Source organism: Pseudooceanicola nanhaiensis DSM 18065, from assembly GCF_000688295.1.
Classification (GTDB): domain Bacteria; phylum Pseudomonadota; class Alphaproteobacteria; order Rhodobacterales; family Rhodobacteraceae; genus Pseudooceanicola; species Pseudooceanicola nanhaiensis.
In genome coordinates this window covers 1,061,718-1,087,600 of record NZ_JHZF01000011.1, presented here as the reverse complement: position 1 = coordinate 1,087,600, position 25,883 = coordinate 1,061,718, and the positions used below count along the sequence as shown (strand labels likewise).

General features: G+C 67.9%; 30 protein-coding genes. 12 read left to right on the top strand and 18 right to left on the bottom strand.

All coding sequences use genetic code 11. The annotated features are described in order from the left end of the window. Positions 1-128: 128 nt before the first annotated feature. Positions 129-914: an enoyl-CoA hydratase gene (locus Q344_RS0106205; protein WP_028285937.1), complete on the bottom strand. Its 786-nt coding sequence runs from the start codon at positions 912-914 to the stop codon at positions 129-131. 57 nt (positions 915-971) lie between these two features. Between Q344_RS0106205 and Q344_RS0106200 the strand changes: the two genes are divergently transcribed. The 3 genes from Q344_RS0106200 (at position 972) to rpsI (ending at position 2,674) form a co-directional block, all read left to right on the top strand. Continuing rightward, complete coding sequence (locus Q344_RS0106200) at positions 972-1,391, top strand: PaaI family thioesterase (RefSeq protein ID WP_028285936.1); 420 nt, start codon at positions 972-974, stop codon at positions 1,389-1,391. A gap of 324 nt (positions 1,392-1,715) precedes the next feature. Next, positions 1,716-2,180, top strand: a complete 465-nt coding sequence (gene rplM / locus Q344_RS0106195) for a 50S ribosomal protein L13 (protein WP_028285935.1) — start codon at positions 1,716-1,718, stop codon at positions 2,178-2,180. Then, positions 2,180-2,674, top strand: a complete 495-nt coding sequence (gene rpsI / locus Q344_RS23190) for a 30S ribosomal protein S9 (protein ID WP_036538381.1) — start codon at positions 2,180-2,182, stop codon at positions 2,672-2,674. Before rplM ends, rpsI begins: the two co-directional genes overlap by 1 nt. Before the next feature lie 157 nt (positions 2,675-2,831). Here rpsI and Q344_RS0106185 read toward each other — a convergent pair whose 3' ends face one another. The 11 genes from Q344_RS0106185 to Q344_RS0106135 form a co-directional block, all read right to left on the bottom strand. Continuing rightward, positions 2,832-3,461: a TetR/AcrR family transcriptional regulator gene (locus Q344_RS0106185; RefSeq protein ID WP_028285933.1), complete on the bottom strand. Its 630-nt coding sequence runs from the start codon at positions 3,459-3,461 to the stop codon at positions 2,832-2,834. Then, positions 3,454-4,323: a polyphosphate kinase 2 gene (gene ppk2 / locus Q344_RS0106180; protein WP_028285932.1), complete on the bottom strand. Its 870-nt coding sequence runs from the start codon at positions 4,321-4,323 to the stop codon at positions 3,454-3,456. The genes Q344_RS0106185 and ppk2 overlap by 8 nt, the downstream gene beginning before the upstream one ends. A gap of 42 nt (positions 4,324-4,365) precedes the next feature. After that, positions 4,366-5,325: an alpha/beta fold hydrolase gene (locus tag Q344_RS0106175; RefSeq protein ID WP_084178310.1), complete on the bottom strand. Its 960-nt coding sequence runs from the start codon at positions 5,323-5,325 to the stop codon at positions 4,366-4,368. Continuing rightward, complete coding sequence (locus tag Q344_RS0106170; RefSeq protein WP_028285930.1) at positions 5,309-6,232, bottom strand: homoserine O-succinyltransferase; 924 nt, start codon at positions 6,230-6,232, stop codon at positions 5,309-5,311. The genes Q344_RS0106175 and Q344_RS0106170 overlap by 17 nt, the downstream gene beginning before the upstream one ends. A 43-nt stretch (positions 6,233-6,275) precedes the next feature. After that, on the bottom strand, positions 6,276-7,133 hold the full coding sequence (locus tag Q344_RS0106165) for a hypothetical protein (RefSeq protein ID WP_028285929.1): 858 nt from the start codon (positions 7,131-7,133) through the stop codon (positions 6,276-6,278). 49 nt (positions 7,134-7,182) lie between these two features. Then, complete coding sequence (locus tag Q344_RS0106160; protein WP_036538792.1) at positions 7,183-8,103, bottom strand: DMT family transporter; 921 nt, start codon at positions 8,101-8,103, stop codon at positions 7,183-7,185. A gap of 51 nt (positions 8,104-8,154) precedes the next feature. Then, on the bottom strand, positions 8,155-9,048 hold the full coding sequence (locus tag Q344_RS0106155; protein WP_051630308.1) for a DMT family transporter: 894 nt from the start codon (positions 9,046-9,048) through the stop codon (positions 8,155-8,157). 119 nt (positions 9,049-9,167) lie between these two features. Then, a complete protein-coding gene (locus Q344_RS0106150) occupies positions 9,168-9,692 on the bottom strand; it encodes a DUF1697 domain-containing protein (RefSeq protein ID WP_028285926.1) in 525 nt (174 codons plus the stop codon). Further along, positions 9,689-10,945 carry a cation:proton antiporter gene (locus tag Q344_RS0106145; RefSeq protein ID WP_028285925.1) on the bottom strand — a complete coding sequence of 419 codons (1,257 nt, stop codon included), beginning with the start codon at positions 10,943-10,945 and terminating at the stop codon, positions 9,689-9,691. Before Q344_RS0106145 ends, Q344_RS0106150 begins: the two co-directional genes overlap by 4 nt. 99 nt (positions 10,946-11,044) lie before the next feature. Beyond that, positions 11,045-12,124, bottom strand: a complete 1,080-nt coding sequence (locus Q344_RS0106140; protein WP_028285924.1) for a PAS domain-containing protein — start codon at positions 12,122-12,124, stop codon at positions 11,045-11,047. Positions 12,125-12,256: 132 nt separating this feature from the next. Then, complete coding sequence (locus Q344_RS0106135) at positions 12,257-12,955, bottom strand: endonuclease/exonuclease/phosphatase family protein (RefSeq protein WP_028285923.1); 699 nt, start codon at positions 12,953-12,955, stop codon at positions 12,257-12,259. 37 nt (positions 12,956-12,992) lie between these two features. Between Q344_RS0106135 and Q344_RS0106130 the strand changes: the two genes are divergently transcribed. Then, a complete protein-coding gene (locus Q344_RS0106130; protein ID WP_028285922.1) occupies positions 12,993-13,628 on the top strand; it encodes a DUF2238 domain-containing protein in 636 nt (211 codons plus the stop codon). A gap of 39 nt (positions 13,629-13,667) precedes the next feature. After that, positions 13,668-14,561, top strand: a complete 894-nt coding sequence (locus Q344_RS0106125; RefSeq protein WP_028285921.1) for a DMT family transporter — start codon at positions 13,668-13,670, stop codon at positions 14,559-14,561. Here Q344_RS0106125 and Q344_RS0106120 read toward each other — a convergent pair. The 3 genes from Q344_RS0106120 to Q344_RS0106110 all read right to left on the bottom strand — a co-directional run bounded on the left by Q344_RS0106120 (position 14,537) and on the right by Q344_RS0106110 (position 17,488). Further along, on the bottom strand, positions 14,537-15,958 hold the full coding sequence (locus tag Q344_RS0106120) for a protein adenylyltransferase SelO (protein WP_028285920.1): 1,422 nt from the start codon (positions 15,956-15,958) through the stop codon (positions 14,537-14,539). The genes Q344_RS0106125 and Q344_RS0106120 overlap by 25 nt on opposite strands. Before the next feature lie 145 nt (positions 15,959-16,103). After that, a complete protein-coding gene (locus Q344_RS0106115; RefSeq protein ID WP_028285919.1) occupies positions 16,104-16,550 on the bottom strand; it encodes a GNAT family N-acetyltransferase in 447 nt (148 codons plus the stop codon). Further along, positions 16,547-17,488 (bottom strand): nucleoside hydrolase, encoded by a 942-nt coding sequence (locus Q344_RS0106110; protein ID WP_028285918.1) that lies wholly within the window; start codon positions 17,486-17,488, stop codon positions 16,547-16,549. Before Q344_RS0106110 ends, Q344_RS0106115 begins: the two co-directional genes overlap by 4 nt. Positions 17,489-17,602: 114 nt before the next feature. Between Q344_RS0106110 and Q344_RS0106105 the strand changes: the two genes are divergently transcribed. Together Q344_RS0106105 and Q344_RS0106100 are read left to right on the top strand one after the other, a co-directional pair. After that, positions 17,603-18,481, top strand: coding sequence for a hypothetical protein (locus tag Q344_RS0106105; RefSeq protein WP_028285917.1), 879 nt, complete (start codon positions 17,603-17,605; stop codon positions 18,479-18,481). An 84-nt stretch (positions 18,482-18,565) separates the two neighbouring features. After that, on the top strand, positions 18,566-19,003 hold the full coding sequence (locus tag Q344_RS0106100; RefSeq protein ID WP_028285916.1) for a DUF4174 domain-containing protein: 438 nt from the start codon (positions 18,566-18,568) through the stop codon (positions 19,001-19,003). 51 nt (positions 19,004-19,054) lie between these two features. Here the strand turns inward: Q344_RS0106100 and Q344_RS0106095 are convergent, their stop codons facing one another. Both Q344_RS0106095 and mazG read right to left on the bottom strand, forming a co-directional pair. After that, entirely contained in the window at positions 19,055-20,071 is a 1,017-nt protein-coding gene (locus Q344_RS0106095; protein ID WP_028285915.1) for a Fe(3+) ABC transporter substrate-binding protein, read from the bottom strand. Between the two features lie 90 nt (positions 20,072-20,161). Beyond that, positions 20,162-20,980, bottom strand: coding sequence for a nucleoside triphosphate pyrophosphohydrolase (gene mazG, locus Q344_RS0106090; RefSeq protein WP_028285914.1), 819 nt, complete (start codon positions 20,978-20,980; stop codon positions 20,162-20,164). Positions 20,981-21,043: 63 nt separating this feature from the next. On the opposite strand from mazG, the gene Q344_RS0106085 reads away from it, so the two are divergent. The 3 genes from Q344_RS0106085 (at position 21,044) to Q344_RS0106075 (ending at position 23,650) form a co-directional block, all read left to right on the top strand. After that, positions 21,044-22,207 carry a M20 aminoacylase family protein gene (locus tag Q344_RS0106085; protein WP_028285913.1) on the top strand — a complete coding sequence of 388 codons (1,164 nt, stop codon included), beginning with the start codon at positions 21,044-21,046 and terminating at the stop codon, positions 22,205-22,207. An 11-nt stretch (positions 22,208-22,218) separates the two neighbouring features. Further along, positions 22,219-23,178 (top strand): agmatinase, encoded by a 960-nt coding sequence (gene speB, locus Q344_RS0106080; RefSeq protein ID WP_028285912.1) that lies wholly within the window; start codon positions 22,219-22,221, stop codon positions 23,176-23,178. Between the two features lie 61 nt (positions 23,179-23,239). After that, on the top strand, positions 23,240-23,650 hold the full coding sequence (locus Q344_RS0106075) for a DUF1499 domain-containing protein (RefSeq protein WP_036538377.1): 411 nt from the start codon (positions 23,240-23,242) through the stop codon (positions 23,648-23,650). Here the strand turns inward: Q344_RS0106075 and Q344_RS0106070 are convergent. Beyond that, the gene (locus Q344_RS0106070; RefSeq protein WP_028285910.1) at positions 23,585-23,881 is read right to left on the bottom strand and encodes a hypothetical protein; all 297 of its coding nucleotides are present in this window, start codon (positions 23,879-23,881) and stop codon (positions 23,585-23,587) included. The two genes, Q344_RS0106075 and Q344_RS0106070, sit on opposite strands and share 66 nt — an antisense overlap. 61 nt (positions 23,882-23,942) lie before the next feature. Here Q344_RS0106070 and prfA point away from each other — a divergent pair, with 61 nt between their 5' ends. Together prfA and prmC are read left to right on the top strand one after the other, a co-directional pair. Beyond that, positions 23,943-24,992, top strand: a complete 1,050-nt coding sequence (gene prfA / locus Q344_RS0106065) for a peptide chain release factor 1 (RefSeq protein WP_028285909.1) — start codon at positions 23,943-23,945, stop codon at positions 24,990-24,992. 17 nt (positions 24,993-25,009) lie between these two features. Then, the gene (gene prmC, locus Q344_RS0106060; RefSeq protein ID WP_036538791.1) at positions 25,010-25,828 is read left to right on the top strand and encodes a peptide chain release factor N(5)-glutamine methyltransferase; all 819 of its coding nucleotides are present in this window, start codon (positions 25,010-25,012) and stop codon (positions 25,826-25,828) included. Positions 25,829-25,883 lie beyond the last annotated feature (55 nt).

The window sequence follows — 25,883 nt, the reverse complement described above, 5'->3', positions numbered from 1 at the left end:
GGCCGTCCACATTTGGTTTCAGGTTCGTGTAAAGGTTGAGTAAGCTCATGCCGGGGCGCGAAAACATTGCGGCGATTTCGTGATCTTCGCCACGCGCACCGCGCATTTGCGGCAAAAAGGTGAGCGGATTATTGCCGCCATTCCGGCGGACGCTTTTCCAGGAACGCGGAAATGCCCTCCTCGGTGTCCCGGTCCAGCATGTTCCGCACCATGACCTCTCCGGTGTAGCCATAGGCCTCGTCGAGCCCCATCTCGAGCTGGGCGTAGAACGCCTCCTTCCCGATTCGCACGGCCGAGCCCAGCTTGCCGGCAACCGTCTCGGCCAGCGCCATCGTCTCGGCCTCGAGCACCTCCTCGGGCACCGCGCGGTTGATCAGCCCCAGCTCGAGCGCGCGCGCGGTGTCGATGAAACTGCCGGTGGTCAGCATCTCGAACGCCTGCTTGCGGGGGATGTTGCGCGACAGCGCGACCATCGGGGTCGAGCAGAAGAGCCCGATGTTCACCCCGTTCACCCCGAAGCGCGTGCCCTCGGCCGCCACCGCCATGTCGCATGAGGCGACCAGCTGGCAGCCCGCCGCGGTCGCGATGCCGTGCGGCCGCGCGATGACCGGCTGGGGCAGGGTGCGGATCGCCCGCATCACTGCGGAACAGCGGGTGAAGAGGTCGGCGAAATAGGCCGCGCCGCCGTCCTCGGCCTGCCGGCCGGCCTGCATCTCCTTCAGGTCGTGACCCGCGCAGAAGGCCTTGCCGGCGCCGGACAGGATCACCACCCGGATCGCGCGATCCTCGCGCAACCGGTCGAGTTCGGATCGCAGCGCCTCGAGCATCGCGTCCGAGAGCGCGTTCAGCCGTTCGGGCGCGTTCATCCTCAGATGGGCGATCGCGCCGGTGTCGTGACGTTCCAGAATTGCCATCTTGTGCCTCCCTAGCCTTTACGGGAACTCTAGGCCCGCATTGCAGGGAGGGAAAGAATGACGGTGCAGATGGATATCGCGGCGCTGCATGACTTCATCGCGGCAGAGTTCGCGCAGGCGCGGGGCTATGTCGTGGATCACGTCGGCGACAGGGAGATCACCGTGCGCCTGCCGGTGGACGATCGCCACCTGCGGCCCGGGGGCACGATCTCGGGCCCGACGATGTTCGCGCTGGCCGATGTCACCGTCTACCTCGCGCTGCTGGCGATGATCGGGCCGAAGGCGCTGGCCGTCACCACGAATTGCTCGATCGACTTCATGCGCAAGCCCGCCGCGGGCGTGGACCTGATCGCGGAGTGCCGGCTTCTGAAGCTGGGCCGCGTGCTGGCCGTCGGCGACGTGCTGATCCGGTCGGAGGGGCAGTCGGAGCCGGTGGCGCGCGCGACGCTGACCTATTCGATCCCGCCGGAGCGGTGAGGCCCGCCGCGGCGCACGGCGGACCCTGGCGGCGCGGATTTCGGCGTTGCATGTCGTGAGGGGCAGAGGCGCCATGCGCCGTTTCCGGACACCCCCGCCACAGGGCGGAGCGGGGCGAGGCGGCGGCGAAACGGCACCGGCGCGCGGCGTGTCCGCATGCCGGCGGGCGCAGGGAGGGTCGCGAAGGGCCGAGTTTGTGGGGTATTTTTATACCTATTTTGCAAGCGCTTGAAATCGCGTGATTTAATCCGGTTCACGCCGCTTGACCGTGCGCGGGAAATGCTTAGAACAGCGCAATCCGAATTCCACGTCTCAGGAAGCGACATGAAAACCTTTACCGCTACCCCGGCAGACATCGACAAGAAATGGATCATCATCGATGCCGAGGGCATCGTGCTGGGCCGTCTTGCCTCGATCGTCGCCACGCGGCTGCGCGGCAAGCACAAGCCGACCTTCACGCCCCATATGGACATGGGCGACAATGTCATCGTGATCAACGCTGACAAGGTCCAGCTGACGGGCAAGAAGCGCACCGACAAGAACCACTACTGGCACACCGGCTACCCGGGCGGCATCAAGTCGCGCTCGGCCGGTCAGATCCTCGACGGGGCACACCCCGAGCGTCTGGTCACCATGGCCGTCAAGCGGATGCTCCCGGGCAACCGTCTGAGCCGCAAGCAGATGACCAACCTGCGCGTCTACGCCGGCGCCGAGCACCCCCACGAGGCGCAGTCGCCCGAAGTGCTCGACGTGAAATCCATGAACGCCAAGAACACGCGGAGCGCATGATGGCCGACCAGATCAATTCGCTCGAAGAGCTGAAAGGCGCCGTGACCGAGGATATCGGTGGCGTCGTCGCCGAAGCCGAAGCCTCGCGTGAGCCCGTCCGTGACGAGCTGGGCCGCTCCTACGCGACCGGCAAGCGGAAGGACGCGGTCGCCCGCGTCTGGATCAAGCCGGGCTCCGGCAAGGTCACCGTGAACGGCAAGGAAATGAACACCTACTTCGCCCGCCCGGTGCTCCAGATGATCCTGAAGCAGCCCTTCACCGTTGCCGGTGTCGAAGGCGAGTTCGACGTGATGGCGACCGTCGCGGGCGGCGGCCTCTCGGGCCAGGCCGGTGCGGTCAAGCACGGCATCTCGAAAGCGCTGCAGCTTTACGATCCGTCCCTGCGTTCGGCCCTCAAGGCCGCAGGCTTCCTGACCCGCGACAGCCGCGTCGTGGAACGGAAGAAATACGGCAAGCGGAAAGCGCGCCGGAGCTTCCAGTTCTCGAAGCGCTGATCCGTTTCGACAGGTTTGCGGAAAAGGCCGTCCCCCGGGGCGGCCTTTTTCACGTCCGCGGCCGGGGCGGGCCGGGGGGCGAGGAAGGGGGCGAACATGCGGGACCTCCGTGCTGGGCATTCCCTCCCAGCCTGCCATCGCAGTCCTTCAGGTTCGGTTAATGCCCCTCCGCGTCCGGGGCGATCAGCCCCAGCCCGCGCAGGTAGATGCCGATGCCGCTTTCCAGCAGGTCCTCGGGCGGGAAGGGCGATTGCGTGCCCGGAGAGTTCCGGGCGAACAGCTCCACCACCCCGTGGCACATCGCCCAGATATGGGCCGAGAACATCGAGGCGGGCGGGCGCTTGCCCTCGGGGATGTGCTGCGACAGGTCGGCCGCGGCCTTCTCCAGCACGTTCCACGCCCGGCGCGACACGGCGGCCAGCTCGGGCGTGCGGTTCACCGAGATCCCGCTTTCGAACATGGCGATGTAATGGCCGGGATACTTCCGCGCGAAGGCGAGATAGGCGCGCCCCGTCGCCTCGAAGGCCGCCAGCGCCGAGGGCTGGCCCTTCTCGTAGGCGTATTCGACCACGTCCGAGAAGATCTCGTAGCCCTGTCGCGCGGCCTCGGCGATCAGGTCCTCGCGCCCCTCGAAATGGCGGTAGACGGCGGCCGGGGTGACGCCGGCCTGCTTCGCCGCCTCCGACAGGGTGAAGCCGGTCGGGCCCTTCTCCTCGATCAGGGCCAGCGCCGCCTCGACCAGGGCCTGCCGGAGGTTGCCGTGGTGATAGCCGCGCTTCTTATTCATCCCAGAGGTCCGGCCCGCCCGAGATCTGCGGATCCAGCTTGCCGATGGCCTTTTCGTTCTTGCGGTCGTAGTCGATCGCGTGCAGCACCCGGCGCAGCGCCGCGAGCCGGGCGCGGCGCTTGTCGTCCGAGCGGATCACGGTCCAGGGCGCGTGCTCGGTGTGGCTGCGCTCCAGCGTCTCGACGATCGCCGCGGAATATTCGTCCCACTTCTTCAGCCCCTCGACGTCGATCCACGACAGTTTCCACTGTTTCAGCGGGTCGCGCTCGCGGTCGATGAAGCGGCGCAGCTGCTCGGCCCGGTCCACGTTCAGCCAGAACTTGAAGAGGTGGATGCCCTCGTCGACCAGCATCCTCTCGAACTGGGGGACCTGGTTGAAGAAATGCTCGCGCTCCGTGGCCGTGCAGAAGTCGAACACCGTCTCCACCACGCCGCGATTGTACCAGGAGCGGTCGAAGAAGACGATCTCACCGCCCGAGGGGAGGTGTTCGATGTAGCGCTGGAAATACCATTGCTGCGCCTCGGTCTCGGTCGGCTTGCCGAGCGCCACGACGCGGGCGCCGCGGGGATTGAGATACTCCCGGAAACGCTTGATCGTGCCGCCCTTGCCGGCGGCATCGCGGCCTTCGAAGACGCAGGCGATGCGCGCGCCGGTTTCCTTCGCCCAGGCCTGCAACTTGACCATCTCGACCTGGAGCGCCTCGAGATCCTTGTCGTAGGTCTTCCGGTTCATCCGCTCGGAATAGGGAAAGCCCGACCCGATGATGTCGTCCTTGTCGGCGCGCTTGATCGCGTTGCGGATCTCGTTGGGCGCGTCTTTCTCGAAGTACTCGGTGATCGCGCCGTCGAAAGGCAGGTCCATGCGGGAATTCCTCTTTTCCCGTAATATGGAGCCGGGCAGGGGCTATAGCAATCCGGCCTTTGCGGCAGCCCGGTCGATGGCAGCCTCGACCGCCCCGGGCGCGACGTGGTGCGGCATGTGACCGATGCCGGGCAGCGTGGTGAGATGGGCGTCGGGGGCCTCTTGCGCCAGCTTTTCGGCATGGACCTCGAGGCCGACGATATCGTCGGCGGTGCCGTGGAGGATCTCGATCGGCATCATGAGGTCCGGATATTCGTGACGCATCACGCGCAGCTCCTCGCGCAGGTCGGTCCTCTGGTGCGCATTGGCGAGCAGGTTCTCGGGCCGCATGATCAGGCCAAGCCCGATCTGCTGGGCGTAGCCTTCCGGTTCGGTCTGCGGGGTGAAGACGCCCTCGACCTGGGATTCGACGTATCCCATGGGCACCCAGGCCGAGATCAGCCACGCGAGCGGCCGCCCGATCCAGGGCGCGGCGACGGTGGCGTAGAGCCTGTCGAGCGCGCCCTCCCACGGATGCGTGGCCCCGGCGATGGAGACGACGGCCGCCGTCTGCTCCGGATGGCGGACGGCCCAGGCCATGGCGACGGCGCCGCCGAAGCTCTGGCCGACAACGACGGGCCGGGTGACGCCGAGCTGCTCCGCCGCGCCCAGCAGAAGGTCCGCCTGGTCGGCGACCGTCACGCCCGAGAGCGCAAGCCGTGGCGTGTAGCCGTGACCGGGGCGGTCGAAGACCGTGACCCGGTAGCGGCCGGTGAGCCGGTCCATGAACGAGAACGTCATGTCCCGCGTGTTGCCCGAGGCGCCGTGGATCAGCACCACGTCCGGGCCCGCGCCCTTCTGCACGTAGTGGACCGGATGGCCCTCCACCGCCACGAATTGTCCCTCGGGCGGATAGGCCGCTTCCGCCGCGGCCTTCCGGGCCGAGGCGCGCCACCATGTCGCCACGGCCACCACCGCGACGATCAGGACGAGGGCCGCGAGGATCCTAAGCGCCAATAGCATCGAGATCGAACGGGGTCGTCTGGTAGATCTGGTTGATCCAGTTGCCGTAGAGCAGATGCGCATGGCTGCGCCAGCGGTTCGTCGGCGGCTGGGACGGGTCGTTGTTCGGGTAATAGTTCACGGGCACCTCGATCGGCTCTCCCGAAGACACGTCCCGATCGTATTCCTGTTTCAGCGTGTCGCTGTCATATTCGAAATGATTGAAGATGTAGAGCGCCCGGTTGGCCGGATCCTCCACCAGACAGGGCCCCGTCACGGCATCCGCGAGCAGGGTCCGCAGCCCCTCCACCTTGTCGAGATCGGCCTGCCGGATCTCGGTCCAGCGCGACACCGGGATCGTGCAGGCGTCCGAGAAGCCCCGCAGGTAGGGCGAGGCGCGGTCGAGGTTCTTCAGCGGATAGATCCCGAAGAGCTTGGCCTCCAGCATGTGTTTCGGCACGCCGTGCAGGTAGTTGATCATCGCCATCCCGCCCCAGCAGACGCCGAAGGTGGAATGCACATGGGTCTTCGCCCAGTCGAAGACGCGGGTCAGCTCGTCCCAGTAGGTGACCTCCTCGAAGGGCAGATGCTCGATCGGGGCGCCGGTGATGATGAGGCCGTCGAACTTCTCGCCCGTCGCCTCGACCTCCGCGAAGGGGCGGTAGAACTCCTCCATGTGCTCCGCGGCGGTATTGCGGGTCAGGTGATCGCTCATCCGGATCAGCGACAGCTCGATCTGGAGCGGCGTCGCCCCGATCAGCCGCGAGAATTGTATCTCTGTCTGGATCTTCTTCGGCATGAGGTTCAGCAGCGCGATGCGCAGCGCCCGGATGTCCTGCCGGGCCGCCTGATCCTCGTCCATGACCATGACGCCCTCGCGCGTGAGCACGGTGTAGGCGGGCAGGTCGGAGGGGATCTTGATCGGCATCGTGTCAGGCCTCTGTCGGTTGCGGTTTCAGATGGTGGACGCCTCAGCGCGCCTCAAGGGCGCGGGCGATCATCTCGTTGAATTCCTCGGCCGAACGAACGGCGGCGACGGCATCGGCGGTCACGGTCACGCCGCGACGGGCCAGCGCCTCGTATCTCGGCTGACGATGGGCCAGCGCCTTGGCGTAGGTCCAGCGCACGAAGGCGTCGGGATCGACCTTTTCGGGGGCCGTGCCGGTTTCCTCGCCATAGGCCGCCCATGAACTGTGCAGGAAGTCCGGCTGGTAATACATCGGCTTCGGCGCCCGGTCGAAACGGCGGATCAGCTCTTCGGTGTGATCGTCCGAGCCCTTGATCCAGACCAGCAGCGCGGTTTCCGAAAGCTCGGCCAGCAGCGGGTCGGCCGGGTCGAAGGGATCGCAGACCTCGCAGATCGAGCCCGAGGTGTCGCAGACGAAATGCGGGTAATCATAAAGCCGGACGGCGCGGGCGGCGAAATGCGCGGTGTCGCGCATCGCGGCGATCTCGGCCTCGCGGTGCTGGGCCTGGCGGAGCATGTACTCCTCGAAGGGCAGGCCGCCCTTGTCGGGATCGCCGGGCTTGCCGAGGTAGGTCGAGAGCGGCGCGAGGTTGTGGAAGGTGATGTTCGACCCGATGTAGATCGAATCCGACAAGAGCAGCTCCCGCAGGAACGGCACCTTCATTGCATGCGCCTTGGCGTTGTCGGCGATGTGCTCGCCCATGTAGCGGGTGCCGATGCGGTAATCGACCGAATAGTGGAACCACTCGCCGCTGTCGCGCAGCAGGGTCGAGACATGCGTCTTGCCAAGTCCGGACATGCCGAAGAGCATCACCCGCTTGTGCGGGGCCGCGCGCCAGTCCTCGGCCGTTTCGTAGATCATCGCCATCCCTCGTTTGCCCGCAGGGTGTTAGGCGCTCGGGGGAAAGGGGTCAAACCCTATTGCGGCGCCCCGGTGAGAGCAGGCTCAGGATGCGCCCGTCCAGCACGGCAAGCCCGAGCGCCAGCAGGATGAAGCCCGCGTAATGGCGCGGATGCAGCGCCTCGCCCAGCACCACGGCGCCGATCAGGATGGCGATCGGGGCGACCAGCAGCGTCACCAGCATCAGGTTCCCGGCTCCCGCCTTGGCGAGGATCGAGTAGTAGAGCAGGAAGGCGCCGCCGGTGGCGATCAGCGAGTAATAGGCGATGGCGATCCAGGTCTGCGGCAGAAGGTCGAAGCTGACCATCCCCTCGAACATCAGCGTCAGCGGGATCATCATCAGCGTCGCGGCGGTGAGCATGCCGGTGGCCGCGACCCGCGGTTCCAGATGGCCGAGCCGGGACCGCGCCCAGCTTCCCGCGCAGCCATAGCAGAAGGCCGCCCCGATGCAGGCGAGCTGCGCGAGCGAGCGCAGGTCGAGCTCGTGCAGGTTCTCGGTGCCCATGGCGACGACCACGCCGAGGAAGCCGATGGCGACGCCGCCCGCCTTGCGGAGGGTCAGCCGCTCGTCGGCAAAGACGATGGCCGCGATCAGCACGCCGAAGACGGCCGTCGAGGCGTTGAAGATCGACACGAGCCCGGTCTCGAGGTGCTTCGTGCCGAAGGCCAGCAGCGTGAAGGGGATCACGTTGTTCAGCCCGCCCTGCACGAAGAACGCGCCCCAGGTGGCGGCGTCCCGCGGCATCTTCAGCCTGAGCGCGAGGACCACGCCCCAGAGCAGCAGCGCGGCCCAGAACGTCCGGTGCAGGACCGAGGTGAAGGGACCGACCTCGTGCACCGCGGTCTGGATCGCGATGAACGACCCGCCCCAGATGAAGCCGAGAAGGAGGAGCTGGCCCCAGGCCGCCGGAGAGATGGTTTTCTGCTGCATGGCGGCATCAAGCGCCTTCACGGGCGGATCCGCAATCCGATCCCTGTGCAATCACGCACGTGTCTCTTTCCATATGTTGAGATAGTTGCCGCCGAAGATCACCGCGGCGCCCAGCAGGACGTAGGGATCGAGCGGCTCGGCATAGAGCATCGCGCCGATGATCGCGGCGAGCGGCAGGCGGGCAAAGTCGATGGGCATCACGACCGTCGCGGGGGCGAGCGAGAGGGCGGTGGTCAGGCAGAGATGCGCGAGCAGCCCCGCGCAGCCGATCAGCACGACCCAGGGCAGGCTGGCGAGGCTCGGCAGCGCGATGTCGCCGTCATAGCCCGCGCAGATCAGGCCGAAGATCGCCTGCAGCACGGTCAGCCAGAAGAGGATGCAGAAGACGCTCACCGTCCGGGTCAGCCGGCGGGTCAGCACGCCGGTCAGGGCAAAGCCCACGGCGGCGCCCGCGGCGCAGAGCAGGCCGAGGTTCAGCGTCGCGGGCGAGGGGCGGGTGACGATCAGGATCCCCGCGAAGCCGATCAGCGCCGCAAGACCCCGCGTGGGGGTGAGCTTCTCGCCCAGCACCAGCGGCGAGAGCACCAGCACCCAGAGCGGCGAGGTGAATTCCAGCGCGAAGACCTGCGCCAGGGGGATCACCGTGATCGCGTAGAACCACAGGTTCTGCCCGGTGAAATGCGCGAGGTTGCGGACCACCTGCAGCCCCATGTGGCGGGTCGAGACCTCGTGCCAGCGGTTGCGCGCGCTGAGCACGGCACAGACGATGGCCACGCCGATGAAGCTTCGCCACATCATGATCTCGAAGGTGTCGAGCTCGAAGCTGACGGCCCGGCCCGCGATGGCCATGGAGATGAACGAGACGACCGCGCCCGACATCCAGATCACCGCGCGCCACGTGTCCGAAATCGGCTGCCGTACCGGCGGGGTCTGGGCGGTGGTCATTCAGGGCACTCCTCTGCCGCCAGAGAAGTGCCCGTTCCGCCGGGGAAGGGCAAGGCGATTTGGGACAGGTGCGCTGTTGCAGGGCTGATCGGCGGGCCCACGGCGCACCGCCGCCCCCCTCACACCATCTCGCGCACTTTCCGCACCGAATTCAGGTTCCGCGCGGTCGCGGGGCAGCCGAGCGCCGTTTCGACCTTCCGGCCCAGCTTCGACCGGCCGAGCCCGTCCGGCGCATGCAGGTAGAGGCAGGACGCCCCCAGCATGACCTCTTCCCCTTGCGTGCAGAACTCCTCGAGCCGCGCGGCCACGTCCGCGTTCGGCGTGCCGGTGAAGAAGAGCATGTACATGTGCTGCGGCTCGTCCGGCTCCGGGCCGGGCGTGCCGTCGAGCGCGGCGTCGATCGTCTCGGGCGCGAAGGCCATCACGCCCGGACGGATGCCGAACTGCGCCTCGACCAGGGCGCCGATCCGCGCCTCGACCGCGCGCGGGTCCGGCTCGTCGAGCGTGAGGACGAGGTTGCCCGACTGGATGTAGGTCGCGACGGCCTCCGCCCCGTCCTTCTCGAGCGCCTGCCGCAGCTCGCTCATCGACAGCTTTCCGGTCCCGCCGACGTTCACGGCGCGCATCAGGATGATCCACCTCATACCAGTTCCGGTTCCCGTCCCACCTTGCTTGCCAGCCGACCGACGGTCAGCCCCTGAACGATGATCGAGAAGATCACCACGAAATAGGTCGCGGTCAGGATCGTCGGCTTCCAGTCGCTGTCGGGCAGCGCCAGGGCCAGCGCCACCGAGATCCCGCCCTTCAGCCCGCCCCATGTCATGATCGGCACCGTGCCCTGCGCGAAGCCGCGGAACGGGCGCAGCATCAGCACGGGCACCGCGACCGCCGCGAGCCGGGCTGCCAGCGCCAGCGGGATCGCCATCAGGGCGGCCAGCACATCGTCGACATCGAAGACGATCGCGAAGACCTCGACGCCGATCAGCAGGAAGAGCACCGCGTTCAGGATCTCGTCGATCAGCGTCCAGAAGGTCTCGACGTATTCGCGCGTCTGCTCGCTCATCCCGTGGCGCGCGCCGACGTCGCCGATCAGCAGGCCCGCGCAGACCGCCATGATCGGCGCCGAGACATGCAGCGCGACGGCCAGCTCGTAGCCGCCGAAGGCCAGCGCCAGGGTGATCAGCACCTCGAGCGAGGGATCGTCGATATGCCGCATGACGCGGAAGACAAGCCAGCCCAGCACCACCCCCAGCACCGCGCCGCCGCCCGCCTCGCGCAGGAAGAGCGACCCCACGCCCGCCGCATCCGCCTCGCCATGGCCGCCGCCCGCCAGCACGGGGAAGGCGAGGCTGACGAGGATCAGGTAGACCACGTAGCCCACACCGTCGTTGAAGAGGCTCTCGCCCGCGATCTGCGTCTCGAGCGATTTCCGCAGGTTCGCGGCCTTCAGCACGCCCAGCACCGCCACCGGGTCGGTGGGCGAGATCAGCGCCCCGAAGACCAGCGCCATGATGAGCGGCATGCCCGTGATCCACGAGAAGCCGAAGCCCACCACGGCGGTCGAGAGCATCACCCCGATGGTGGCCATCAGGAAGACGGCCGCCCATTGTTCGCGCAGGTCCTGCACCTTGACGTGCAGCGCGCCGGCGAAGAGCAGCAGCCCCAGCATCCCGTCGAGCAGCGCGTCCGAGAAGTCGATGCCCAGCACGATGCCGCGGATGTCCTCGGCGATCCGGGTCGATGGGATCAGCAGGTCGAGGCCCAGCACCGTCAGCGAGGCGAGCAGCGCAACCACGAGGATCCCGATCGAGGGCGGCAGCTTGAGCAGGAAATAGTTGATCGCCCCGAAGGTCGCGGCCAGCACGATCAGCAGGGAGGCGATCTGGAGAATGGTCATTGAGGGCCCCGGTCTTGGTTCCCGCGACCATGCGCGGAGATGGGGGCGGGGGGCAAGGGGGCGGCCGCGGTATTCCGGGCCCCTCCGCTCCATGGCACGTCAGGAGGGCTGGAAATCCACCGTGACGATGGTGCCCTGCAGCGCCCGGTTCACGTCGAGCCTTGCCGACAGCATCTGCGTCAGCCCGGTGATGATCGTGCCGCCGACGCCGGAATGGCCGTCGTGCCCGGTGGTGTCCAGCGTGCCGTCCGAGCGCTCCGCGCGCTCCTGCTGGACCTCGACGGTCTCGGCTTCATAGGGCCAGTTGCTGCCCTCGGGCAGGCCGATGCCGTCGTCCTCGACGGTGAGGCGGACGCCGCCTTCGCTCAACCGTTTGAAGCGCACGTCGATGAGGCCCTTGTCGCGACCCTTGAAGGCATGTTCGAGCGCGTTGGTCAGCAGTTCCGACAGCAGCAGCCCGAGCCGGGCGGCCTGATCGACCGGCAGGTCGATCTCTTCGCATTCCACGTTGATGCGGATGGCGCTCTGTCCGGCGATCCGCGACACGACCGAGGCGATGCGGCTCAGGTAGGCCCCGGTGCGGATGGTCTCGCCCGAGCCGCTGCCCATGGTGGCGTCGAACATCTCCTCGTAGAGCAGCGCCAGCGCTTCCACCCGCCGGCCCACGGCCTGGACGGAGGCTGGCGTGACCTTCCGCGATGCCTGCATCCGGATCATGCTGACGACCATGGAGAGGTGGTTCTTCACCCGGTGTTGCAGCTCGCGGAGAAGGTCGAGCGCCTGGATGTCCTGCTCGGGGCCGCCGTTGTCGCCGTGCAGTTCCCGCTGCACCCCGAAGAAGGCCGAGACCGTGCCGTCCTTCTCTGTCACCGGCGAAATCAGGAGCTGGTTGCGGAACGGCGTGCCGTCCGCCTTGTGATTGGTGATCGTCACCTGAAATTCTTTCCGGGCCGCGATCCCTGCCCGGATCTCGTCCAGCACCTCGGGCTCCGTCTGTTCACCCTGCAGGAAGCGGCAGTTTCGACCCAGGGCGAATTCGCGGCTGTACAGGGTGACCCTCTGGAAGGCGTCGTTGACGAAGAAGATCGGATTGTCCTCGGCCGTGGGGTCCGTCAGCACGATCGAGATCGAGGCCTTGGATACGGACGATCCAAGCGTCTGCTGGCGTTCCCGATCCATCGTGACGTCTCCCGCGTATTTGTTGACGTAAAGGTTAACAAGATAAACGAAGCACTTACAAGCCGGATGGGGCAACCGGTCAAGCAAAACGACGGGGGATGTCGGCAAGGGAGGACCGCAGACGGCCCGCCCTCACTCCCGCGACACGTCGGTCCACATCGGCAGGTGATCCGAGGCGATCCGCGCCGGTTGTCCGGTGACAGGCCGGGGCACCGAGGCCCTGAGCCCCGGTCCGATGGCGAAGCGGTCGAGGGCCGCGATCGGGCGCGGCGCGGGGTAGGAGGGGCGGGAGGACAGGATGCGGTAGGGCCCGAGCTGGCTCTGCAGCCCCTGCGCGTCGCCCCATTCGTTGAAATCCCCGGCGATCAGGGTGGGCATCTCGTCCAGCCGTTCCAGCGCCCGGCGTATGGCGCCCAGTTGCAGCAGCCGGAAGCGGCGCATCAGCGCGAGGTGGGTGCCCACCACCCGGAGCGGGCCGATGCGGGTCTCGACATCCACCCGGATCGCGCCGCGCGGCTCCAGCCCCGGCAGCTCGATCCGGCCGGTCTCGCGCACCTCCACATCGCCGCGCATCAAAAGCGCGTTGCCGTGCCAGCCCAGTGAATTCGCCGGGTGGCCCATGTCGGCGATGCGCCAGCCCTCGGCCTCGACCATCTCGTGGGGCAGGGCGGCGGGGCGCGGGGGGACGCGCTTGTCGGCCTCCTGAAGGACCACCAGATCGGCATCGAGCTCTCCGATGACCACCAGCGAGCGGTCCGGACGCCGGCGCATGTCGAGGCCCACGCATTTCTGAAGGTTGTAGGTTGCGACGCGCAGCTTATCTCGTTTCATATCGTCACGTTAGCCACGAAGCGAAAGGCAAGGGAAGATGTATAAGGGCCAGGCCTGGCTGACCCTCGGAATATGGGCGGTTTTGCTCCTGTTCGGACTGGATGCGCTGATCACCGGGCAGCTCTCGCTCGCCTTCATCTCCTTCGCGACGCTGGGCCTTGCCATGGCGCCGGCCTACATCGCGAAATGGGCCGAGATCCACGTGCCGCGCGGCTTCATCGCGGCCACCACGGTCTTCGTGGGCATGACGCTGTTCCTGGGCGAAGTGCACGATTTCTACGACAAGTACTGGTGGTGGGACATGGTGCTGCATTTCGGCAGCGCCGTCGGGTTCGGGATGATCGGCTTCGTTCTCGTCTTCATGATGTTCCAGGGCGACCGCTACTCGGCGCCGCCGGTCGCGATCTCGTTCTTCGGCTTCTGCTTTGCGCTCTCGGTCGGGGCGCTCTGGGAGATCTTCGAATACGGCATGGACCAGACCTTCGGCATGAACATGCAGAAATCCGGTCTGCCCGACACGATGAAGGACCTGATGGTCGACACCGTGGGCGCGCTGATCGGGGCCTCGTTCGGCTTTGCCTATCTCAAGAAGCAGAGGCTCGGCTCGCTGACCTCGGCGATCCACGATTTCGTCAAGAACAATCCCCGCTACTTCCGCAGATTCCGCAAGTAGGGCCCTTGACCCTGCGGCGCCGCAGGGTTTGATGCCGCCATGCAAAAGGCCCGTATCGACGCGCAGGGCGCGTCGCTCCTCATCTTCATCTCCCTGATTCTCGGCGCCAACCAGGTGGTGATGAAGCTCACGTCCGAGGGGCTGTCGCCCGTCTTCCAGTCGGGCCTGCGATCGGCCGTGGCGGCGGCCTGCGTCGGCGTCTGGGTGCTGGCGCGCCGGATCCCGTTCCCCGTCGACCGCTCCATCGTGAAGGCGGGGCTCTGGCTGGGCGGGCTCTTCGCGTTCGAGTTCCTGTGCCTCTACGTGGCGGTCGACATGACCTCGGTCTCGCATGTGTCGATCATGTTCTACACGATGCCCGTGCACCTGTCGCTGATGGCGCATTTCCTGCTGCCCGGAGAGCGTCTGACCCGGACGAAGTCGCTGGGCCTCGTGCTCTGCCTCGTCGCCGTGGTGCTGGTGATGAGCGATCAGGAGGGCGGCCACGCCGACCTGACCGGCGACATCATCGCCTTCGTGGGCGCGATCGGCTGGGCGGCGGTCGGGATGCTGCTGCGCGCCTCGGCGATGAGCCGGGTGCCGGGCGAGGCGACGCTGCTGTGGCAGCTCGGGGTCTCGTCGCCCTTCCTGCTGCTGGCGGCCTTCTTCTTCGGCCCTCTGGTGCGCGACTTCGAGCCGGTGCATGTCTGGCTGATGGCCTACCAGGTGGTGGCGGTGGCGCTCTTCTGTTTCATGGCGTGGCTGCTGCTGATCCGGATCTACCCGGCCTCGACGGTGGCGAGCTTCTCGTTCCTCACGCCGGTCTTCTCGGTCTTCTTCGCCTGGGCCATCCTGGGCGAGCCGCTGCGCCCCCTGGTCCTGGCCGGTCTGGGGCTGGTGGCGGTCGGGATCTACCTCATCAACCGCCGTCAGGTGCCGCAGAAGGTGGCCTGAACCGCCTCGCCGGGCAGCGGCGGACGGGTCAGATCCTCGGCCCCGGGCTGGTCCTCGAACGGCCGGGAGAGCACGTCGTTCAGCCGCTGGAACGGGGCCATGTCATGCTCGAGCGCGGCGTCGATCATCTGCTCGACCCGGTGGTTGCGCGGGATGTAGGCCGGGTTCGTCCGCGTCATCAGCCCCGCCGGATCGGGCTCTCCCTCCGCCCGGGCGGTCCAGCGCGCCTGCCATGCGTCGAAGGCCGCGCGGTCGGTGAACTGGTCGCGCGCCCTGCCGGTGGCGAGCGCCCGGAAGGTGTTGGTGAAATCGGCCTGCCCCTCGGCCATCAGCGTCAGCAGGTCGACGATCAGGCGCTCGTCCTCCTCCCGCGCCGAAGTCAGCCCCAGCTTCGCGCGGAAAATCGTCAGCCATTCCGCGTGCACCCGGTCGGGGACGGCCTGGACCATCTCGGTAAAGCGCTTGATCGCCGCGTCCTCGTCCGGCATCAGCGGCACGAGGCAGGAGGCGAATTGCGCGAGGTTCCAGGCGATGATCCCGGGCTGGTTCTGGTAGGCATAGCGCCCGCCCCGGTCGATCGAGGAATAGACCGTTCCGGGGTGGTAGGCATCCATGAAGGCGCAGGGGCCGTAGTCGATCGTCTCGCCGGACACGCTGGTGTTGTCGGTGTTCATCACGCCGTGGATGAAGCCGACCGACATCCACCGGGCGATCAGCCGGGCCTGGCGCGCGATGACCGCCTCGAGGAAGTCCTCGGGGGTTTCGGCCTCGGGATAATGGCGCTGCATCGCGTAGTCGCTGAGCGCCTTCAGCGCGTCGAGGTCGCGCCGCGCGAAGAAATACTGGAAAGTGCCGACGCGGATGTGGCTGGAGGCGACCCGTGTCAGCACCGCGCCGGGCAGGCGTGTCTCGCGCTGGATATCCTCACCGGTCGCCACGGCGGCAAGCGCACGGGTCGTGGGGATGCCGAGCGCATGCATCGCCTCGGAGACCACGTATTCGCGCAGCACGGGCCCGACCCAGGCGCGGCCGTCGCCCATCCGGGAATAGGGCGTGGGGCCGGAGCCCTTGAGCTGGAGGTCCCGCCTCTTGCCCTCCCGGTCCATCACCTCGCCCAGCAGGATCGCCCGGCCGTCGCCCAGTTGCGGGTTGAAGCCGCCGAACTGGTGCCCGGCATAGGCCTGCGCCAGCGGGGCCGCGCCCTCGGGCGGGGTGTTGCCCGAGAAGATGGCCGCGAGGGTCGCCTCGTCCGGGATGTCGGTCAGGCCCAGCTCCTCGGCGAGGGGACGGTTGAACGCCATCAGCCGCGGCGCCGCGACCGGGGTCGGGGCGAGGCGGGTGAAGAAGCCGTCCGGCAGGCGGGCGTAGCTGTTGTCGAAGCGAAGCGCGAGGGTCATGGGAGGGATCTAGGTGCGGGGCAGGGGGATTGCCAGTGGGGGGCCGGAGAAGGGCGGACCCTCTCCGCCCGAACCCCGATGCGGCTAGCTCCATCGTGCGGGGCGTGAGAGGTGCGCAAGGGCGGGGTTCACCCCGCCGCCGCAATCACAGCCTCCGCGTCATCAGCACCGTGTCCGGACGGAGCTCGAACTTGTTGCGCCGGTAGAACCCTTCGATCCGGGGATCATCCCGTCGCGCCTCGAGATGCAGCGCCTTCAGCCCGGCGCCCGCCAGCGCCTTCGGCAGGTTCTGCAGCACTTCCGAGCCGATCCCGCGCCCGCGCACGCCGGGGCGGATGTAGATCTCGTCGAGAAACCCGTCCATGCCGCCCATTTCGAGCGACCAGCCGAAACAGATCACCACGTAGCCGATCGGCGCCCGTGCCGGACCCACGAGGTAGGCGACCCCGTAGGGCGAGCCTTCGAGCAGGGGCATCAGCGCCTCGGCCCGGGCCTCGGGTTTCTGCGAGATCCCGGTCTCCTCGTGGAAGGCCGCGATCATCGGCAGGAGCCGCCCCGCATCGTCCGGCCCGGCAAGATGCAATGCCGTCATAGGCGGGCCAGCCTTTCGGTGATGAGCGCGAAGAAGCCGTCGCTGTCGATCGTGCCCATGAACATCGCATTGGGCTCACGGCCCGAGACGCCCCACCAATCGGCCACGGTCATGCCCATGGTCAGCTCGGATCGCGTCTCGATCTCGACGTTGATGTGCCGTCCGGTGAAGAGCTCGGGCCGGATCAGGTAGGCCGTCACGCAGGGATCGTGCAGCGGCGCGCCCTTGCTGCCGTATTTCGCGAGGTCGAAACGCTCGAAGAAGTCGGTCATCGCGGCGACGGCCTCGCCCGCGCGGTTGCCGATGGCGCGGAAGGCGTCGTTGCGCTCCTTCGTGACCAGCGCCTGGTGCGTCACGTCGAGCGACATCACCGTGATCGGCACGCCGGCGCGGAAGACGATGTCGGCGGCCTGCGGATCGACGTAGATGTTGAACTCGGCCGCCGGGGTGATGTTGCCGACCTCGAAATAGGCGCCGCCCATCAGGACGATCTCCTGCACCCGCTCGATGATGTCGGGCGCCAGGCGGAAGGCCATCGCGATGTTCGTCAGCGGCCCGAGCGGGCAGAGCGTCACCGTCCCGGCGGGTTCGGCGCGCAGCGTCTCGATGATGAAATCGACGCCGTGCCGGTCCTGCAGCGGCATCTCGGGATCCGGCAGCTTCGGCCCGTTGAGCCCGGTCTCGCCATGGACATGCTCGGCCGTCACCAGGCGGCGCGACAGCGGACGGTCGCAGCCCGCGAAGACCTTCACGTCCGGGCGCCCCGCCAGTTCGCACACGATCCGCGCGTTCTTCGCGGTCAGCGACAGCGGCACGTTGCCGGCCACGGCGGTGATGCCGAGCACCTCGATCTCTTCGGGGCTTGCCAGCGCCAGCAGGATGGCGACGGCGTCGTCCTGCCCGGGGTCGGTGTCGATGATGATCCTGCGTGCGCTCATGTGGGTCCTCTTTGCGATGTCGCGGGACAGTGCCGTGCAGCCGGGTGGAAGTCCACCGGGCGATTGCGCATCGGCGGGTTCTGGAGGATGCTGCCCGAAGACGGAGAGCGCACCATGGCACCGGGCATCTACATCCACGCGGGCGCGCACCGCACGGGCACGAGCTCGTTCCAGGCCTGCCTCGCGCTGAACCGGCCGCGGCTGGAGGCGGCGGGCTTCGACCTCGCCTACCCGGGCCGCGACGGGGCCGAGGGCGGACGGCTGGCGCTGCGGCTGCCGCATCCGCGCCACCGCAAGACGCCCGACGAAGGCTGGATCGCGGGTGTTCAGGACACGCTCGGGGCGCATATGACGCCGGGCCGGTCAATGGTGCTGAGCGAAGAGAACATCGCCGGGCGGATGTTCCACTTCTACCAGGGCCAGTTCTTTCCGGCCGTCCGGCGGCGTGCCACGGTGCTGGCGGCCGGCCTGCCGCTGCCGCTCAGGCACGTGCTGATCGTGGTCCGGCCCTATGACGCGCTTTTCGTCTCGGCCTATCGCAAGCGGGCCGAGGACAATCCCGTCCCGCCCTTCGGCGAGATCGCAGAGGCGATGGCCGGCATCGACCGGGGCTGGCCAGCCGTGATCACCGCCTTCCGGCGCCGCCTGCGGCCCGAACGGCTGACCGTGATCGACTATGCCCTGCGCGGCGAGAGCCGGGAGCTTCTGGCAAGGCTCCTGCCGGAGGGCGCGGTCACCGGGCTGGAAGAGCCGGGGCGGGCCTGGAACCTATCGGCCACCGACACGGCGCTTGCGGCGTTGCAGGCGCGCTACCGCGCAGGCGAGACGCTGGCCCGCGCCGAGTGGCAGGCGGTGATCGCCGAACACGCGGAGGCGCGCGCGGATCTGGGCTTTGCCCGCTTCACGCCGGAGCAGGCCGGGCGGCTGGCCGAAAGCTATGCCCAGGACCTCGCGACCATCGGCGGGATGAAAGGCGTCACGCTCATCGCATGAGCGGGCTTGCGCGGGGCGGATCGGCCCGGTCTGAACCGGATCGGGGGTCCGCGCGTAGACCCTTGCACAGCGAAGGATGATGCCATGCCCCCGATCCTGCCCCTCATCGGCCTTGCCCTCGGCGCCGGCGCCCTGCTTCTGGCCGGGGGCGCACGCGCCAGGGACGGCGACCTGATCCGGCCGCTTCCGGCCGAGACGGGGGATCTCTCCGCCTACCGCTGGGAGAAGCGCCCGGTCGTCATCTTCGGCGCCTCGGCCGAGGACCCGGATGTGCGCCGCCAGATCGAGATGCTGTCGGCGGTGCGGTCGGGCCTCAGGGACCGCGACATCGTCGTGCTGACCGACACCGACCCCAAGGCGCTCGGACGGCTGCGCACCGGGCTGGCGCTCGACGGGTTCGCGGTGCTGCTGGTCGGCAAGGATGGCGGCGTGAAACTGCGCGAGGACCACCCGGTCACGCCCGACCGGCTCTTCGCACTGATCGACCGGATGCCGATGCGCCAGCGCGAGATGACGGAATGAGAAACGGCCCGCCGGGGGGCGGGCCGCTCGACGTCCTGCAGCGGCAAGGGCTCAGCCGTCGAAATCGACTTCCTGGATCAGGCGCAGCGCGTCGGGGCGCAGCGCGGCGAGGTCCATCAGGTTCACGTCGTCGGGCGTGAACTCGCCCCAGCCCTTGACCAGATCGCTCGGTTCCGAGCCCGGGGCGATCGGGTATTCGTGGTTCGCCTCGGCATAGATCTCCTGCGCCTCGGGCGAGACGAGGAATTCCATGAACTTCAGCGCGTTCTCCTTGTTGGGCGCGGCCTTGGTCATCGCGATGCCCGAGATGTTCATGTGCGTGCCGGCGCCCTCGAAGGTCGGGAAGACGATGTCGACCGAGTTCGCCCATTCGGTCTGCTCGGGGTCCTCGAGCATCTGGCCCATGTAGTAGGTGTTGCCGATGGCGATGTCGCATTCGCCGGCCCAGATCGCCTTGACCTGCGCCCGGTCGTTGCCCTGCGGCTTGCGCGCGAGGTTGGATTTCACGCCTTCGAGCCAGTCTTTCGTGGCCTCCTCGCCGTGATGGTGCAGGTAGGCGGCGACCAGCGCGACGTTGTAGGCGTGCGTCCCGGAGCGGGTGCAGATCCGGCCTTCCCACTTGGGATCGGCGAGATCCTCGTAGGTCGTCACCTCGCCGTCCTCGACGCGGTCCTTGCTGGCATAGATGATCCGCGCGCGGGTCGTCAGGCCCCACCAGTGATTGTCGGGATCGTGGAAGGCGGCGGGGACGTGATCGGTCAGAACGGTGCTTTCCACCGGCTGGGTGACGCCCGCATCGACCACCGAGGCGAGGCGCGAGATGTCCACCGTCAGCACCAGGTCAGCGGGCGAACGGTCGCCCTCGGCCGTCAGACGCTCGACCATGCCGTCCTCGAGGAAGGCGACGTTCACGGCGATGCCGGTCTCTTCGGTGAAGGCGTCCGTCAGTGGCTTCAGAAGCTCGGGCTGGCGATAGGAATAGAGATTGACCTCCTCGGCCAGAGCGGAGCCGGCGGCAAGCGCGGCGATCCCGCCGGCAAGGGCGGTGGTGCGGAGAAATGCGGTCATCGGGACCTCCCTGTGATTCACGGCAGGAATATCCTGAGTGTTTTGCTAGGATCAATACGGCTTTCGCAACGTCCGATCACGCGTCCGTGATCAGGCGGGTTTGCGCTCTTCGGCCTTGGCCTCGTCCCAGAGGCGGTCCATCTCGGCGAGGTCCGAGTCTTCGGGCCCTTTGTCCATCGCCTTCAGTTTCTCTTCTATCCTGTTGAAACGTCTCGTGAACTTGGCGTTCGCACCTCTCAGCGCCTTCTCCGGATCGACCTTCAGGTGCCGCGCGAGGTTGGCCATCACGAAGAGCAGATCGCCGAATTCCTCCTCGATCTCCTCGGGCCCCAGCCGGTCGCGGGCCTCGACCAGCTCTTCCGTCTCCTCGCGGATCTTGTCCAGCACCTCCCCCGCGCCGGGCCAGTCGAATCCGACCCGTGCCGCCCGGTTCTGCAGCTTCACCGCCCGCATCAGTGCCGGCAGGCCGAGCGCCACGCCGTCCAGCACGCCCTTCTGCGCCTTCGCGGCGCGCTCCTCGGCCTTGATCTTCTCCCAGTCCAGGGTCTGCTGGGCGGCCGACTTGTCCCGGCTCTCGTCGCCGAAGACATGCGGGTGGCGCGCGACCATCTTGTCGGACATCACGTCAGCCACGTCGTGGAAATCGAAAAGCCCGCGCTCCGAGGCCATCTGCGCATGGAACACCGTCTGGAACAGCAGGTCCCCGAGTTCCCCCTTCAGCTCGCCCCAGGCCTCGCGCTCGATCGCGTCCGAGACCTCGTAGGCCTCCTCGATCGTGTAGGGCGCGATGGAGGCGAAATCCTGCTCGATGTCCCAGGGGCAGCCGGTCTCGGGATCGCGCAGCCGGGCCATGATTTCGAGCAGACGGGGTAACCCGCCGTCAGGGTCGTGGATCAGGCTGTCCCCCATTGCGGCGCCTCCTTTATTGCGGTTCAGTGCCACCCAATAACAGGCGCCCCGAGGAGTCCAGACATGCCCGTCATCAACCGCATCGCAGGCTTCGCCGACGAGATGAAGGCCTGGCGGCGGCACCTGCACGCGCATCCCGAGCTGGGCTTCGACTGCCACGAGACGGCCGCCTACGTGGTCGAACGGCTGAAGGAGTTCGGCGTCGACGAGATCCACGAGGGGATCGCGAAGACCGGGGTGGTGGCGATCATCAACGGGCGCGGCGCGGGTCCCACGATCGGGCTGCGGGCCGACATGGACGCGCTGCCGATCGTCGAGGCGACGGGGGCGAAGCACGCATCGAAGATCCCCGGCAAGATGCACGCCTGCGGCCATGACGGACACACCGCGATGCTGCTCGGCGCCGCGAAATACCTGGCCGAGACGCGCAACTTCTCGGGCCGGGTCGCGCTGATCTTCCAGCCGGCGGAAGAGCTTGGCGGCGGCGCGGGCGTGATGGTGCGGGAAGGCGCGCTGGACCGTTTCGACGTGGCGCAGGTCTATGCCGTGCACAACGCGCCGGGGATGCCGCTCGGGACCTTCATGACCGGGCCGGGGCCGGTGCTGGCCTCCGACGACACGTTCCATATCCGCATCAAGGGGCAGGGCGGCCATGCCGCCAACCCGCAGGAGACGCGGGATCCGATCATGGCCGCCGTCGCCATCGCGCAGGCGCTCCAGACCATCGTCAGCCGCAACCATTATGCCCGCGAGGAGATCGTGCTGTCGGTCACCCAGATCCACGCCGGAAGCGCCGACAACGTGATCCCCGAAACCGCCTATATCAACGGCACCGTCCGCAGCTTCCTGCCGGAGGTGCGCGAGATGGCCGAGCGGCGGATGAAGGAGATCGTGAAGGGGCAGGCGCTGGCCTTCGGGGTGAAGGCCAAGCTCGACTACGACCACGGCTACCCGCCGACCGTGAACGACCCCGAGAAATCGCTCTTCGCGGCCGAGGCGGCCCGCGCCGTGGTTCCCGCCGATCAGGTCGTGCACGAGGAAAACCGCGAGATGGGGGCGGAGGATTTCGCCTACATGCTCGAGGCCCGCCCCGGCGCCTACATGGTGATCGGCCAGGGCGAGGGCGACGGGCTCCACCAGCCCGGCTATGATTTCAACGACGAGATCGCGCCGCTCGGCGCCAGCTACTTCGTGCGGCTGGTCGAATCGGCGCAACCGGTGGACTGAGGGAGGGGACCATGGCGCTCGAGGATGCGAAGACGAAGATCGACGATGCCTTCACGCGGGAGGACCTGAAGGGCCTTTCCTTCGAGAACGCCTTCGCGGGGGCGACCTCGTTCCTGCGGCGGAAGTACACCAAGGACCTCGCCGGCGTGGACCTCGCCGTGACGGGCGTGCCCTTCGACCAGGCCGTGACCCACCGGACCGGCACGCGGTTCGGGCCGCGCGCGATCCGCGAGGCCTCGACCCTGCAGCCCTACGATCCGCCCTACGGCTGGGATTTCGACCCGCTGAGCGAGTTCGCCATCGTGGATTACGGCGACGTGGCCTTCGATTACGCCAAGGTCTGGGAGACGCCGGGCCTGATCGAGGCGCATATCCGCAGGATCCTCGCCGCCGATGTCGGCACCGTCACCCTGGGCGGCGACCATTTCGTCACCTTCCCGATCCTCAAGGCCTATGCCGAGAAATACGGCCCCCTGGCGCTGATCCAGTTCGACGCCCATTCCGATACCTGGGCCGACGACGATTTCGAGCGGATCGACCACGGCACCTTCGTCTACAAGGCGATCAAGCTGGGGCTGATCGACCCCGCGAAATCGGTGCAGGTCGGCATCCGCACGACGAACCCCGACAGCTGGGGGATGAACATCATCGACGCCCGCGCGGTGCACGAGCAGGGGCCGCAGGCGGTGGCGCAGCTCATCAGGGAGATCGTCGGAGACCACCCGGCCTATCTGACATTCGACATCGACGCGCTCGACCCGGCCTTCGCGCCGGGCACCGGGACGCCGGTCTGGGGCGGGCTCTCCTCGGGGCAGGCGGCGATCCTGTTGCGCGACATCGCGGGGGTGAACCTTGTCGGCGGCGACGTGGTGGAGGTCTCTCCGCCCTTCGACACGACCGGCGCCACGGCCGTCGCGGGCGCGCATGTGGCGATGGAGATCATCGCGCTCTGGTGCTGGACCCGCAGGTAGGCCCTTGCCGTTCCGTCCCGTTCGGGGTTCCTGGGTCATGACGCGGAAGGGGAAACGCAGGATGTGGTGGGTCATCGTCGCTCTGATCCTGGGTGTCGCGGGGCTTCAGGCGTGGATACGTCTCGCCCCCTCGCACCCCGAGGACTGGCATGTCGCGCCCCGGACGGCCGAGGCGGTCGACATGCCGAACGGGGTGCAGCGTGCGGTGCCCGCGGGCAACGTGCCGCTCGAGAGGATCGACCGGATCATCCGCGCCACCCCGCGCACCGAAACGCTGGCCGGCAGCCCGCGCGCCGGGTTCATCACCTACGTCACCCGGTCGCGGGTCTGGGGCTTTCCGGATTACACCACCGTCACCGTGCAGGACGGACAGCTGGTGATCTTCGCCCGTGCCCGCTTCGGCCGGTCAGATCTGGGCGTGAACGAGCGGCGCGTCGAGCGGTGGCTGGCCGACTTCCGGCTCGGGGGATAGGCGGGAGGACAGGCACCCCGCCCGCACCTCGCGCCACATCGGCACGTTGAGGCTCATCTGGCACTGGGCCATGAACATCCGTCCGTCGACCTGCAGGCAGATCGTCTCGCCCAGTTCGACGCGCGCGCCCTGCGTGTCGGTGCAGTAGCATTCCACGACCTTGCCGCCGGGGCCTTTGACATCGGCGGCGGCGGGCGTGGCGATCAGGACGAGGAGGGCGAGGTGACGCATGGTCAATTGATACCACGCCGGAGCCCCTTGACCAAGTATCCAACATAGGGGACAGACCGGCATGATCTCCGAAGAACGTCTCCAGAAAATCCTCGACCGGTTCGGTTATATCGAGGCCCGCATGAGCCAGGGCGGCGGCGACATCGCCGCGCTTGGCCGCGAATATGCCGAGCTGCGGCCCGTCGTCGAGCAGATCCGCGACTGGCAGCAATTGCAGGGCGATCTGGCCGATGCCGAGGAGATGCTCGCCGACCCCGAGATGAAGGCGCTGGCCGAGGAGGAGCTGCCCGCCCTCCGCGCCCGTCTGCCGGAGGCCGAGCATGCGCTGCAGCTGACGCTCCTGCCCAGGGACGCCGCCGACGCGCGGCCCGCGATGATCGAGATCCGGCCCGGGACGGGCGGCGACGAGGCGGCGCTTTTCGCGGGGGATCTGCTGCGCATGTACCAGCGCTACGCCGAGGCGCGCGGCTGGAAGATGGAGATGGTGGAATACCAGGAGACCGAGCTCGGCGGCGTCAAGGAAGCCGTCGCCGCGGTCCGGGGCGAGGGGGTCTTTGCCCGGCTGAAGTTCGAGAGCGGCGTGCACCGTGTCCAGCGCGTGCCCGAAACCGAGTCGGGTGGCCGCATCCACACCTCTGCCGCCACCGTCGCGGTGCTGCCCGAGGCCGAGGAGGTCGACATCGCCATCGACCCGAACGACATCCGCATCGACACGATGCGGGCGAGCGGCGCCGGCGGCCAGCACGTCAACACGACCGACAGCGCCGTCCGGATCACCCATATCCCGACCGGCATCGTCGTCACCTCCTCCGAGAAATCCCAGCACCAGAACCGCGCCATCGCGATGCAGGTCCTCCGCAACCGGCTCTTCGACATGGAGCGCCAGCGCGCCGCCGATGCCCGCGCCGCGGACCGCAAATCGCAGGTCGGCACGGGCGACCGCTCGGAACGGATCCGGACCTACAACTTCCCGCAGGGACGCATCACCGATCACCGGATCAACCTGACGCTCTACAAGCTCGACGCGGTGATGCAGGGCGATCTGGACGACATCATCGACGCGCTGATCGCCGACCATCAGGCCGCGCTGCTGGCCGAGGAAGGGCTGTGACACCCGGCTTCCAGGTGATGCGCGAGGCCGCAGAGCGCCTCTCGGCCGCCGGTATCGACAACGGCCAGGGCGACGCGGTGGCGCTGATGGCCCATGCCTTCGGCCGGGAGACGCCGCGATACGCGCTCATGGGCCTGCTCCGCGACCCCCTCCCGCCCGAGGTCGCCGCACGCTTCGAGGCCGCGATCGCGGCGCGCCTGAAGCGCCAGCCGGTCAGCCAGATCACCGGCACCCGCGCCTTCTGGAAACACCGGTTCGAGGTCACGCCCGACACGCTCGATCCGCGCCCCGAGACCGAGACGCTCGTCGCGCTGGCGCTCGAGGCGCCGTTCACGCGGCTGCTGGACCTCGGCACCGGGACGGGCGCCATCGCCCTGTCGCTGCTGGCCGAGCGCCCCGCGGCCACCGGCGTCGCGACCGATCTTTCGGAGGCCGCCCTCGCCGTCGCCGCCCGCAATGCGGCGGCGCTCGGGCTGGCCGACCGGGTGAGGCTCGTGCGCTCCGACTGGTTCGGCGCGGTCGAGGGGGCGTTCGACCTCATCGTCTCGAACCCGCCCTACATCACCGCGGACGAGATGGCGGATCTCGCGCCCGAGGTCCGGGACTGGGAGCCGCACCTCGCCCTGACGCCGGGCGGCGACGGGCTGTCGGCCTACCGCGCCATTGCCGCCGCCGCGCCCGCGCACATGGCACCGGGCGGTCGTCTCCTGGTCGAGATCGGGCACCGGCAGGGGGCCGCCGTTGTGGATATCTTCCGGGCCGCGGGCCTTGACGCGGCGGCGGTTCATGCCGACATTGATGGCAGAGACCGGGTTGTCAGCGCCCGCAGGGGGTAAAAACCCGCAATCCTGCGCTAGACAGTCGGAAAAACGGCGAATTGCCCGACTTTAC

What these genes read in the sequence shown, in the direction of transcription:
- ppk2 (WP_028285932.1), bottom strand. Translation starts at nt 4,323, where the DNA reads ATGGACCTGCCTTTCGACGGCGCGATCACCGAGTACTTCGAGAAAGAC.
- Q344_RS0106095 (WP_028285915.1), bottom strand. Translation starts at nt 20,071, where the DNA reads ATGACCGCATTTCTCCGCACCACCGCCCTTGCCGGCGGGATCGCCGCG.
- prmC (WP_036538791.1), top strand. Translation starts at nt 25,010, where the DNA reads ATGCGCGAGGCCGCAGAGCGCCTCTCGGCCGCCGGTATCGACAACGGC.
- Q344_RS0106115 (WP_028285919.1), bottom strand. Translation starts at nt 16,550, where the DNA reads ATGACGGCATTGCATCTTGCCGGGCCGGACGATGCGGGGCGGCTCCTG.
- Q344_RS0106085 (WP_028285913.1), top strand. Translation starts at nt 21,044, where the DNA reads ATGCCCGTCATCAACCGCATCGCAGGCTTCGCCGACGAGATGAAGGCC.
- Q344_RS0106175 (WP_084178310.1), bottom strand. Translation starts at nt 5,325, where the DNA reads ATGCTATTGGCGCTTAGGATCCTCGCGGCCCTCGTCCTGATCGTCGCG.
- Q344_RS0106200 (WP_028285936.1), top strand. Translation starts at nt 972, where the DNA reads ATGACGGTGCAGATGGATATCGCGGCGCTGCATGACTTCATCGCGGCA.
- Q344_RS0106075 (WP_036538377.1), top strand. Translation starts at nt 23,240, where the DNA reads ATGTGGTGGGTCATCGTCGCTCTGATCCTGGGTGTCGCGGGGCTTCAG.
- Q344_RS0106145 (WP_028285925.1), bottom strand. Translation starts at nt 10,945, where the DNA reads ATGACCATTCTCCAGATCGCCTCCCTGCTGATCGTGCTGGCCGCGACC.
- Q344_RS0106110 (WP_028285918.1), bottom strand. Translation starts at nt 17,488, where the DNA reads ATGAGCGCACGCAGGATCATCATCGACACCGACCCCGGGCAGGACGAC.
- Q344_RS0106185 (WP_028285933.1), bottom strand. Translation starts at nt 3,461, where the DNA reads ATGAATAAGAAGCGCGGCTATCACCACGGCAACCTCCGGCAGGCCCTG.
- Q344_RS0106165 (WP_028285929.1), bottom strand. Translation starts at nt 7,133, where the DNA reads ATGATCTACGAAACGGCCGAGGACTGGCGCGCGGCCCCGCACAAGCGG.
- Q344_RS0106100 (WP_028285916.1), top strand. Translation starts at nt 18,566, where the DNA reads ATGCCCCCGATCCTGCCCCTCATCGGCCTTGCCCTCGGCGCCGGCGCC.
- Q344_RS0106120 (WP_028285920.1), bottom strand. Translation starts at nt 15,958, where the DNA reads ATGACCCTCGCGCTTCGCTTCGACAACAGCTACGCCCGCCTGCCGGAC.
- Q344_RS0106125 (WP_028285921.1), top strand. Translation starts at nt 13,668, where the DNA reads ATGCAAAAGGCCCGTATCGACGCGCAGGGCGCGTCGCTCCTCATCTTC.
- mazG (WP_028285914.1), bottom strand. Translation starts at nt 20,980, where the DNA reads ATGGGGGACAGCCTGATCCACGACCCTGACGGCGGGTTACCCCGTCTG.
- rpsI (WP_036538381.1), top strand. Translation starts at nt 2,180, where the DNA reads ATGGCCGACCAGATCAATTCGCTCGAAGAGCTGAAAGGCGCCGTGACC.
- Q344_RS0106160 (WP_036538792.1), bottom strand. Translation starts at nt 8,103, where the DNA reads ATGCAGCAGAAAACCATCTCTCCGGCGGCCTGGGGCCAGCTCCTCCTT.
- Q344_RS0106135 (WP_028285923.1), bottom strand. Translation starts at nt 12,955, where the DNA reads ATGAAACGAGATAAGCTGCGCGTCGCAACCTACAACCTTCAGAAATGC.
- Q344_RS0106070 (WP_028285910.1), bottom strand. Translation starts at nt 23,881, where the DNA reads ATGCGTCACCTCGCCCTCCTCGTCCTGATCGCCACGCCCGCCGCCGCC.
- rplM (WP_028285935.1), top strand. Translation starts at nt 1,716, where the DNA reads ATGAAAACCTTTACCGCTACCCCGGCAGACATCGACAAGAAATGGATC.
- Q344_RS0106170 (WP_028285930.1), bottom strand. Translation starts at nt 6,232, where the DNA reads ATGCCGATCAAGATCCCCTCCGACCTGCCCGCCTACACCGTGCTCACG.
- speB (WP_028285912.1), top strand. Translation starts at nt 22,219, where the DNA reads ATGGCGCTCGAGGATGCGAAGACGAAGATCGACGATGCCTTCACGCGG.
- Q344_RS0106105 (WP_028285917.1), top strand. Translation starts at nt 17,603, where the DNA reads ATGGCACCGGGCATCTACATCCACGCGGGCGCGCACCGCACGGGCACG.
- Q344_RS0106150 (WP_028285926.1), bottom strand. Translation starts at nt 9,692, where the DNA reads ATGAGGTGGATCATCCTGATGCGCGCCGTGAACGTCGGCGGGACCGGA.
- Q344_RS0106205 (WP_028285937.1), bottom strand. Translation starts at nt 914, where the DNA reads ATGGCAATTCTGGAACGTCACGACACCGGCGCGATCGCCCATCTGAGG.
- Q344_RS0106130 (WP_028285922.1), top strand. Translation starts at nt 12,993, where the DNA reads ATGTATAAGGGCCAGGCCTGGCTGACCCTCGGAATATGGGCGGTTTTG.
- Q344_RS0106140 (WP_028285924.1), bottom strand. Translation starts at nt 12,124, where the DNA reads ATGGATCGGGAACGCCAGCAGACGCTTGGATCGTCCGTATCCAAGGCC.
- prfA (WP_028285909.1), top strand. Translation starts at nt 23,943, where the DNA reads ATGATCTCCGAAGAACGTCTCCAGAAAATCCTCGACCGGTTCGGTTAT.
- Q344_RS0106155 (WP_051630308.1), bottom strand. Translation starts at nt 9,048, where the DNA reads ATGACCACCGCCCAGACCCCGCCGGTACGGCAGCCGATTTCGGACACG.